The sequence below is a fragment of the Pseudomonas sp. PS02303 genome, from assembly GCF_029959925.1.
In the GTDB taxonomy this organism is placed as follows: domain Bacteria; phylum Pseudomonadota; class Gammaproteobacteria; order Pseudomonadales; family Pseudomonadaceae; genus Aquipseudomonas; species Aquipseudomonas mandelii.
The window spans coordinates 1-7,009 of sequence record NZ_JASCOM010000291.1 but is presented as its reverse complement, the minus strand read 5'-3'; the positions used below and the strand labels follow the sequence as shown (position 1 = coordinate 7,009).

At 59.0% G+C, this 7,009-nt stretch carries 6 protein-coding genes; all 6 read left to right on the top strand.

The features are described 5' to 3' along the window. The first annotated feature begins 123 nt into the window (after window positions 1–123). The 6 genes from QMX98_RS30635 (at window position 124) to QMX98_RS30610 (ending at window position 6,860) form a co-directional block, all read left to right on the top strand. The gene (locus QMX98_RS30635; protein WP_010464152.1) at window positions 124–1,407 is read left to right on the top strand and encodes an FAD-binding oxidoreductase; all 1,284 of its coding nucleotides are present in this window, start codon (window positions 124–126) and stop codon (window positions 1,405–1,407) included. Window positions 1,408–1,771: 364 nt separating this feature from the next. After that, the gene (locus QMX98_RS30630) at window positions 1,772–2,905 is read left to right on the top strand and encodes an ABC transporter substrate-binding protein (RefSeq protein ID WP_010464151.1); all 1,134 of its coding nucleotides are present in this window, start codon (window positions 1,772–1,774) and stop codon (window positions 2,903–2,905) included. Between the two features lie 168 nt (window positions 2,906–3,073). Then, window positions 3,074–3,988, top strand: coding sequence for a branched-chain amino acid ABC transporter permease (locus QMX98_RS30625; RefSeq protein ID WP_010464150.1), 915 nt, complete (start codon window positions 3,074–3,076; stop codon window positions 3,986–3,988). A gap of 3 nt (window positions 3,989–3,991) precedes the next feature. Further along, window positions 3,992–5,275, top strand: a complete 1,284-nt coding sequence (livM, locus tag QMX98_RS30620) for a high-affinity branched-chain amino acid ABC transporter permease LivM (protein ID WP_010464149.1) — start codon at window positions 3,992–3,994, stop codon at window positions 5,273–5,275. Next, complete coding sequence (locus QMX98_RS30615) at window positions 5,272–6,147, top strand: ATP-binding cassette domain-containing protein (RefSeq protein ID WP_109627727.1); 876 nt, start codon at window positions 5,272–5,274, stop codon at window positions 6,145–6,147. The genes livM and QMX98_RS30615 overlap by 4 nt, the downstream gene beginning before the upstream one ends. Next, entirely contained in the window at window positions 6,144–6,860 is a 717-nt protein-coding gene (locus QMX98_RS30610) for an ABC transporter ATP-binding protein (protein ID WP_077748934.1), read from the top strand. Before QMX98_RS30615 ends, QMX98_RS30610 begins: the two co-directional genes overlap by 4 nt. The last annotated feature ends 149 nt before the right edge of the window (window positions 6,861–7,009 follow it).

The following is a 7,009-nucleotide window of genomic DNA, read 5'->3' as shown; positions in this document are numbered from 1 at the left end:
GAGCCTGCTCGCGATTGCGGTCTATCAGTCAACATAGATGTTGAATGTTAAATCGCTATCGCGAGCAGGCTCACTCCTACATTTTGAACTGTGTGTTGGTTAGGTTTCTGTTGGAGTCTGGCAATGCCGTTACGCGAAGAGTGTCTGTGGGAAAAACTGACGCCGCAAAGGCCCGACAATGCCGCGCTCAAGGGCGAAGTTACCGTCGATGTCTGCGTCATTGGCGCCGGTTTCACCGGCCTGTCGGCGGCGGTGCATCTACTTGAAAAAGGTAAAAAGGTCTGCGTGCTCGAAGCCCATCGCGCCGGTCACGGCGGTTCGGGGCGCAACGTCGGTCTGGTCAACGCCGGGATGTGGATTCCACCGGACGAGATCGAAGCCGGGTTCGGCGAAGCGGTGGGCAGTCAGCTCAATCGCATGCTGGGTGCAGCGCCATCGCTGGTGTTCAGCCTGGTCGACAAATACAACATCGATTGCCAGTTACGCCGCGAAGGCACGCTGCACATGGCGCACAACGCCCGTGGCGAAGCCGATCTGCGCAGTCGCGAAGAACAATGGAAACGTCGCGGAGCACCGGTCGAACTGCTGACCGGGCAATCCTGCGAACAAGCGACGGGTACCAAAAAGATTGCTGCCGCGCTGCTCGACAAGCGTGCCGGCACGATCAATCCGATGGCTTACACCACGGGGCTGGCCAAAGCGGCCATCAGCCTCGGGGGCCAACTGTTCGATCATTCTCCGGTGACCCGACTCGAACGTCAGGGCCAACGCTGGTCGGTGCAAACCGCTCAGGGATCAGTGCTCGCCGAGCAAGTGGTCATCGCCTCCAACGCTTATACCGAAGGTGACTGGACGGAGTTGCGGCGCAATTTCTTCCCCGGTTATTACTATCAAGTGGCGTCAGTCCCGCTGACCGAAGACGCCGCGCAGCAAATTCTGCCCGGCGGGCAGGGTTCCTGGGACACGCGCCAGGTACTGAGCAGTATTCGTCGCGACAAAGACGGCCGTCTGTTGCTGGGCAGCCTCGGTAACGGCAATCAGAAACCGGCCTGGTTCCTCAAGGCCTGGGCCGATCGGGTGCAGCAGCACTATTTCCCCTACCTCAAACCCGTGGAATGGGAATGCACCTGGACCGGTTGCATCGCGTTTACCCCGGACCATTTGATGCGTTTGTTCGAGCCGGCGCCCGGTTTAGTGGCAGTCACCGGTTACAACGGCCGGGGCGTGACAACGGGGACGGTGGTCGGCAAAGCCTTTGCCGATTATCTGTGTAACGGAAATCCTGAGGCGCTACCCATTCCCTTTGCCCCCATGCAGCCATTGGCCGGGGTGGGTTTGCGCAGTTGTTTGTACGAGGCCGGTTTCTCGCTGTATCACGCAGGCCAGTGCTTGCGGATCGTTATTTGATTGTTGAAATTTGTTGCTGGGAGCGGCGCTTTTTCGCGCAGCGACTAGCCTGTAAAAGGTGCGGGTTGTAGCAGTTCCGCACCAGCAGTGTGCACTTCGGTGACGCACGTTGTTACAGGCTGGTTGCACGTCGTTTGGCGCCGCGGTTGCAATGATGGCGCACGAGGGTTGCGCCTTTAAAAATAAATGGTTTCACCTTCTGCGGTTTAGACGGTTGCACGCCCAATGAAAATGGGATCGAAACAGTCGAAATAACAATAAAGCAGCGACTTTTTTCAGAATAAAAAACCGATGGCACGGCCCTTGCTCTGAGCATTCAGAGAAGTCGCAGTGCCAACTAAAAAAAACCTTGGAGCACCACCTCATGTCCCAGACGTTTTACAAGAAAGGCTTTCTGGCCCTCGCAGTGGCAACTGCGTTGGGTGTTTCTGCGTTTGCACAGGCTGATGTGAAAATCGGTGTGGCGGGTCCGATGACAGGTGCCAACGCGGCATTTGGCGAGCAGTACATGAAGGGTGCACAGGCTGCAGCCGACGCGGTCAACGCGGCGGGCGGCGTTAACGGGGAAAAAATCGTACTGGTGAAGGGCGATGACGCCTGCGAACCGAAACAGGCTGTGACGGTCGCCAAGGACCTGACCAACCAGAAAGTCGCCGGCGTAGTCGGTCACTTCTGCTCCTCGTCGACCATCCCGGCCTCTGAGATCTACGACGAAGCGGGCATCATTGCAATCACTCCGGGTTCCACCAACCCAGCGGTTACCGAACGCGGCCTGAGTGCCATGTTCCGTATGTGCGGGCGTGACGATCAGCAAGGCATCGTGGCCGGTGACTACATCGTCGACGTGCTCAAGGGCAAGAAAGTCGTTGTCCTGCACGACAAGGACACCTACGGCCAAGGCCTGGCGGACGCTACCAAGGCCCAACTGGAAAAACGCGGCGTGAAGCCTGTGCTGTATGAAGGCCTGACCCGTGGCGAGAAAGACTTCAGCACCATCGTCACCAAGATCCGCGGCGCTGGCGCCGATGTCGTCTACTTCGGCGGTCTGCACCCGGAAGCCGGTCCTCTGGTCCGTCAACTGCGTGAGCAAGGCCTCAAAGACGTCAAGTTCATGTCCGATGACGGCATCGTGACCGACGAACTGGTCACCACTGCTGGCGGTCCGCAATTCGTTGACGGCGTACTGATGACCTTCGGCGCCGACCCACGCCTGCTGCCAGACAGCAAAACCGTGGTGGACGAGTTCCGCAAGAAAGGCACCGAGCCTGAAGGCTACACCCTGTACGCCTACGCTTCGGTCCAGACCCTGGCCGCAGCTTTCAACGGCGCCAAGTCCAACAGTGGCGAGAAAGCCGCCGAGTGGCTGAAGAAAAACCCGGTCAAAACCGTGATGGGCGAGAAGACCTGGGACGCCAAGGGCGACCTGAAAGTCTCCGACTACGTCGTTTACGAGTGGGACAAGGACGGCAAATACCACCAGCTGGAAAAACAGAAGTGATATGACCTGATCTGCCCGGTGCCTGTTGCACCGGGCAGTCTATGAACATGTCCGTGCAGTACCTGTCTTTTCTCGTAGAGCTGCACACAACCGTGTTGCCCCGGCGGCTGAACCCCGGTCCGTTGCACCCGGCTTCTGTGCAGTCTCTCAAATGCGTGAGATTGCGTTATGGATGGTATTTTCCTGCAGCAACTGGTCAACGGCCTGACCCTCGGGTCGGTCTATGGCCTGATCGCCATCGGCTACACAATGGTCTATGGCATCATTGGCATGATCAACTTCGCCCACGGCGAGGTTTACATGATTTCCGCTTACCTCGCGGCAATCAGTCTGGCTCTGCTGGCGTACTTCGGTATTGAATCCTTCCCGCTGTTGATGCTCGGCACCTTGATCTTCACCATCGTGGTCACGGCGGTGTATGGCTGGGTCATCGAGCGCGTCGCCTACAAGCCCCTGCGCAACTCCACCCGACTGGCACCGCTGATCAGCGCCATCGGGATTTCGCTGATCCTGCAAAACTATGCCCAGATCGCCCAAGGTGCCAAGCAACAGGGCGTTCCGACCTTGTTGACGGGGGCCTGGCGCGTCGAAATCGGCACCGGCTTCGTGCAGTTGACCTACACCAAGGTGTTTATCCTGATCGCCGCATTCGCCGGCATGGCCCTGCTGACCTACATCATCAAGTACACCAAGCTCGGCCGCATGTGCCGCGCCACCCAGCAAGACCGCAAGATGGCCTCGATCCTGGGGATCAACACCGACCGCGTGATTTCCTATGTGTTCATCATCGGTGCAGCGATGGCGGCCCTGGCCGGCGTGCTGATCACCATGAACTACGGCACGTTCGACTTCTATGCCGGCTTCATCATCGGCATCAAGGCGTTCACGGCTGCGGTACTTGGCGGCATCGGCTCGCTGCCTGGTGCGATGCTTGGCGGGATCATTCTCGGGATCTCCGAGTCGCTGTTCTCAGGTTTGGTCAACTCGGACTACAAAGACGTTTTCAGCTTCTCGCTGCTCGTTCTCGTTCTGGTCTTTCGGCCCCAAGGCCTGCTCGGCCGTCCTCTTGTGTCGAAGGTGTAAGCGATGTCTTCAACCACTAAAAAAACCATTGATCTCAAAAGAAGCCTGGTTGACGCGATTCTTGCCGGCCTTGTCGCCCTGATTGTGTTCGGCCCGATTGTCGGCGTGGTCCTCGACGGCTACGGCTTCAATCTGGAAACGACCCGGGTGGCCTGGATTGTCGCCATCGTCATGGCTGGCCGGTTTGCCCTGAGCCTGTTCCTGCAAACGCCCAAGGGTCTGAAAATCCTTGAAGGCTTTGAAAGCACTGGTTCCGGGGTTCATGTACTGCCGCCTGATTACAAATCCCGCCTGCGCTGGATCATCCCGCTGGTGATCCTCGTTGCCGTGGTGTTCCCGTTCTTCTCCAACTCCTACCTGCTGGGCGTGGTCATTCTCGGGTTGATCTACGTATTGCTCGGCCTGGGCCTGAACATCGTGGTCGGCCTGGCCGGCCTGCTCGATCTGGGTTACGTGGCGTTCTACGCCATCGGTGCCTACGGCCTGGCGCTGGGTTATCAATACCTCGGCCTGGGTTTCTGGACGGTGCTGCCGCTGGCGGCCATCACCGCGGGCCTTGCCGGTTGCATCCTCGGGTTCCCGGTGCTGCGATTGCACGGTGACTACCTGGCGATCGTGACCCTGGGATTCGGTGAAATCATTCGCCTGATCCTCAACAACTGGTTGTCCCTGACCGGCGGCCCGAATGGCATGGCGGCTCCGTTGCCAACCTTCTTCGGCCTCGAGTTCGGCAAGCGCGCGAAGGAGGGGGGCGTCCCGTTCCATGAGTTCTTCGGCATCGCCTATAACCCGGACGTGAAGTATTACTTCATCTATGCGGTGTTGTTCCTGGTGGTGCTGGCCGTGCTGTACATCAAGCATCGTCTGGTCAAGATGCCAGTCGGCCGCGCTTGGGAAGCCTTGCGTGAAGACGAAATCGCCTGCCGCTCCATGGGCCTGAACCACGTACTGGTCAAGCTCTCGGCGTTCACCATCGGTGCCTCGACGGCCGGCCTGGCCGGGGTGTTCTTCGCCACGTATCAAGGCTTCGTCAACCCGACCTCGTTCACCTTTTTCGAATCGGCGCTGATCCTCGCCATCGTGGTCCTCGGCGGTATGGGGTCGACCATCGGCGTGGTGATTGCAGCCTTCGTGCTGACCGTTGCCCCGGAACTGCTGCGCGGCTTTGCGGAATATCGCGTGCTGCTGTTCGGCGTGTTGATGGTGTTGATGATGATCTGGCGACCGCGCGGCCTGATTCGGATCAGCCGTACCGGTGTGACGCCGCGTAAAGGAGTAGCGCCATGAGCGAAGTCGTACTCTCGGTCGAGAAGCTGATGATGCACTTCGGCGGCATCAAGGCGTTGAGCGATGTCAGCCTCAAGGTGCATCGCAACTCGATCTTTGCCCTGATCGGCCCCAACGGCGCCGGCAAGACCACCGTGTTCAACTGCCTGACCGGTTTCTACAAGGCCTCCGGTGGCAAGATCGAACTCAATACCCGCGGTGAACGCACCGATGTCATCCAGCTGTTAGGCGAATCGTTCAAAGCCACGGATTTCGTTTCGCCGAAAAGCTTCATCACCCGGATGCGCTACAAAATGTTCGGCGGCACCCACCTGGTGAACCGTGCCGGGCTGGCGCGCACCTTCCAGAACATTCGCCTGTTCAAGGAAATGTCGGTACTTGAAAACCTGCTGGTAGCCCAGCACATGTGGGTCAACCGCAACATGTTGGCCGGCATCCTCAATACCAAGGGCTACCGCAAGGCCGAAAGCGACGCGCTGGACCACGCCTTCTACTGGCTGGAAGTCGTGGACCTGGTGGACTGCGCCAACCGTCTGGCCGGTGAACTGTCCTACGGCCAACAGCGCCGCCTGGAAATCGCCCGGGCCATGTGCACCCGGCCGCAGATCATCTGCCTCGACGAACCGGCGGCCGGCCTCAACCCTCAGGAAACCGAAGCGCTGAGCGCGATGATCCGTTTGCTGCGCGACGAACACGATCTGACCGTGGTGCTGATCGAACACGACATGGGCATGGTAATGAGCATTTCCGACCACATCGTGGTGCTGGACCACGGCATCGTCATCGCCGAGGGCGGACCTGAAGCGATTCGCAACGACCCGAAAGTGATTGCGGCCTATCTGGGCGCTGATGAAGAGGAAGTGGTGCTATGAGTCAACCCATCCTCGAACTCAAGGATCTGGATGTGTTTTACGGGCCGATCCAGGCTCTGAAAAAAGTCTCGCTGCATATCGAAGAAGGTGAAACCGTCAGCCTGATCGGCTCCAACGGCGCCGGTAAATCGACCTTGCTGATGTCGATCTTCGGCCAGCCGCGAGCGGCTAGCGGGCAGATCATTTATCAGGGCGTGGACATCACCCACAAGTCGTCGCACTACATCGCGTCCAACGGCATCGCTCAGTCGCCTGAAGGCCGACGGGTGTTCCCCGACATGACCGTCGAGGAAAACCTGCTGATGGGCACCATCCCTATCGGTGACAAGTACGCTTCCGAGGACATGCAACGCATGTTCGAGTTGTTTCCACGGCTCAAGGAGCGCCGTAACCAGCGGGCCATGACCATGTCCGGCGGTGAGCAACAGATGCTCGCCATCGCTCGTGCGTTGATGAGTCGGCCCAAGCTGCTGTTGCTTGATGAACCGAGCCTTGGACTGGCGCCGATCGTGGTGAAACAGATCTTCGCGACCCTGCGGGAACTGGCGAGTACCGGCATGACCATCTTCCTGGTCGAGCAGAACGCCAACCACGCGTTGAAGCTGTCGGACCGGGCATACGTGATGGTCAACGGCGAGATCCGCATCACGGGCACCGGCAAGGAGCTGCTGGTCAACGAGGAAGTGCGTAACGCCTATCTCGGCGGGCACTGACACGCTGCCGAAATATCCACAGCCCCGACGAGCAATCGCCGGGGCTTTTTTACACCTCGAATACACCACGAATCCTCCTGTGGGAGCGAGCCTGCTCGCGAAAGCGGAGTGCCAATCGACAGGTGTTTCACTGGCCCACCGCTTTCGCG

Coding starts and splice junctions, on each gene's coding strand:
- QMX98_RS30635 (WP_010464152.1), top strand. CDS start 124: ATGCCGTTACGCGAAGAGTGTCTGTGGGAAAAACTGACGCCGCAAAGG.
- QMX98_RS30630 (WP_010464151.1), top strand. CDS start 1,772: ATGTCCCAGACGTTTTACAAGAAAGGCTTTCTGGCCCTCGCAGTGGCA.
- QMX98_RS30625 (WP_010464150.1), top strand. CDS start 3,074: ATGGATGGTATTTTCCTGCAGCAACTGGTCAACGGCCTGACCCTCGGG.
- livM (WP_010464149.1), top strand. CDS start 3,992: ATGTCTTCAACCACTAAAAAAACCATTGATCTCAAAAGAAGCCTGGTT.
- QMX98_RS30615 (WP_109627727.1), top strand. CDS start 5,272: ATGAGCGAAGTCGTACTCTCGGTCGAGAAGCTGATGATGCACTTCGGC.
- QMX98_RS30610 (WP_077748934.1), top strand. CDS start 6,144: ATGAGTCAACCCATCCTCGAACTCAAGGATCTGGATGTGTTTTACGGG.